We start from the raw sequence: 2027 nt of genomic DNA, 5'->3' as shown, positions 1-2027 counted from the left end.
AAATTACACTTGTTTACATATATTGTTTTGTACTAACAAATCAATTTAGGTATAATGTTTTTATTAAGTCGATTGGCGACTTAAATTAAAAAGGTATTGAATTATGAACGACCAAAATAACAATGATGCAATCAAAGCAGAACGCTTAAACCGTTATGAAGAACGCCAACAAAACCGCTTAGATCGTTATGAAGCTTTAGCTGATAAAGCAACAGTAAAAAGCACAGTATTGGCGACACGTTCAAATCAAATGGTTGAATGTATACCGTTTGGACAGCCAGTTTTAGTTGGTCATCATAGTGAAAAACGAGATAGAAACTTTCGTTCTAAAATTCACTCTATTATGGGTAAATCAGTTCAGGAAATGAAGAAAGCCGAATACTATCAAAATAAAGCTGATAGCGTAGGCAAGGGCGGTATTTCAAGTGACGACCCTAATGCAATAGAAAAACTTAAAAGCAAGCTTGAGAAGTTACAGCAGGCGCAAGAGTTAATGAAAAAGGCTAACAAGTTAATTAAAAAATTTCCCGAACACAATGCACGTTTAGAGGGATTAATTGAACTTGGATTCTCTGAAGAAAAAGCTATAGACGTATTAAATCCTAAATATGGCTCAATTGGTTTTGCAAGCTATTCACTTCAGAATAATAATGCTGAAATTAACCGCTTGAAAAAGCGTATTGCAGAATTGCAAACACTTGAAAATAGAACTTCAAATGAAGTTGAGAACGATCTTTATAAATATACAGAATGCAAAATAGAAAACCGTTGCATGTTTATATTTGATGGTAAACCTACGGAAGAAATACGCCAAATTTTAAAAAGTAATGGTTTTAAATGGTCGCCAAGTCGGGGCGCTTGGGTACGCCAGTTAAATGCAAATGGGATATACGCATCTAAACGAGTAATAAGCCTTATAGATCAAATATAATAAAGTAAGCCCTGCGGGGCTTTCTTTACTAATCAATGAAGCAATTTAAGGAAAGGTTAAAATGATTGAAAAATTATCTTTTGTTGGGCTAAAGGTGATCGAGTGTTTTAAAGATGCTGGGTTAGATCAAGTTTACATTGATGATAAAATAGAGGAGTTTTCTACATTAAATAATTATGCATCATTACACAAAGCGCTAAGAATACTTGATGATAAAAACATGCACAGACTAGCCCAAAAACTAGGTGTACATATTGAAGATTTAGAATCAACATTACTGGTTTTAAATCAAATATAGAAACCAAAAAAGTGGTGATAAAGTCGCCCGCAATTTTTTTGCGGGTGATATTCCAATGAAGCAAAAAAATTGCGGTTCATTGCGAATCAAATTTATGGATATGCAAAAAAGCATAGTCTTAACAGGTAAGAGCTAACATAAAGTTATTGAGGTCACTAATATGAATAATGCACAGTTCAAAATAGAATGCTTTAAGAATGGCTTATACAGTCGGGAACAGGTTATAGATTTTTATAATGTAGTCTATGAAGAAAATACAAAGTTCAATAAGCGTGATGCTCAATTATGGATGAATGGCAAAACTTCATATATCTATACAATAGATCAAACAGCTATAGATATGATCAATATGTTAAATAAAATTAGAGCCGAACTAATTGCAGAAGAAAGCGAAAGAATCCAAAAAGGCAAACCAAGATACACTAAGCTTTTTAAATCTGAAGTTGATTTATGGGCGGTACACAATGAACTTTTGAATCTACCATTAAACTTTTATCACTCAATATTGTTAGAGTTGAAAGTAACTGAATTAGATTACTATGAGAACATAGAGCAAATGGAAAATTTTAATGAAAAACACTAAGTATAAATCTAAAATTCTGATGATAATTATTTATACACTTGTAGGAATGTTGGCAGGGTATAACATTGGGAATTTTATAAGTAGCCACTGGTACAATGATCTTGGACAACCAAATCAAGATTTTTACGAAATGATTAAAATATTTTTTAATCTAGCTACAACTTTGCTATTTGGTACTGCCTGCTTATATATTTTTAAAGATGATATTAAAAACT

The 2027-nt window shown here is 32.0% G+C and carries 4 protein-coding genes; all 4 read left to right on the top strand.

The annotated features are described in order from the left end of the window. Window positions 1-103 precede the first annotated feature (103 nt). On the top strand, window positions 104-931 hold the full coding sequence (locus EXE10_RS20740) for a DUF3560 domain-containing protein (protein ID WP_015060717.1): 828 nt from the start codon (window positions 104-106) through the stop codon (window positions 929-931). Between the two features lie 61 nt (window positions 932-992). Beyond that, the gene (locus EXE10_RS20735) at window positions 993-1229 is read left to right on the top strand and encodes a hypothetical protein (protein ID WP_015060718.1); all 237 of its coding nucleotides are present in this window, start codon (window positions 993-995) and stop codon (window positions 1227-1229) included. Window positions 1230-1389: 160 nt separating this feature from the next. Continuing rightward, a complete protein-coding gene (locus EXE10_RS20730; protein WP_015060719.1) occupies window positions 1390-1812 on the top strand; it encodes a hypothetical protein in 423 nt (140 codons plus the stop codon). Continuing rightward, window positions 1799-2027, top strand: a 229-nt coding sequence (locus tag EXE10_RS21800; RefSeq protein WP_017480467.1) for a hypothetical protein, incomplete at its 3' end; no start/stop codon positions are given. The genes EXE10_RS20730 and EXE10_RS21800, both read left to right, overlap by 14 nt.

Origin of the sequence: Acinetobacter sp. WCHAc060033 (assembly GCF_004209125.1) — a bacterium.
GTDB classification, from domain to species: domain Bacteria; phylum Pseudomonadota; class Gammaproteobacteria; order Pseudomonadales; family Moraxellaceae; genus Acinetobacter; species Acinetobacter wuhouensis.
The sequence above is the reverse complement of the archived record's forward strand: the minus strand, read 5'-3'. Positions and strand labels throughout refer to the sequence as shown.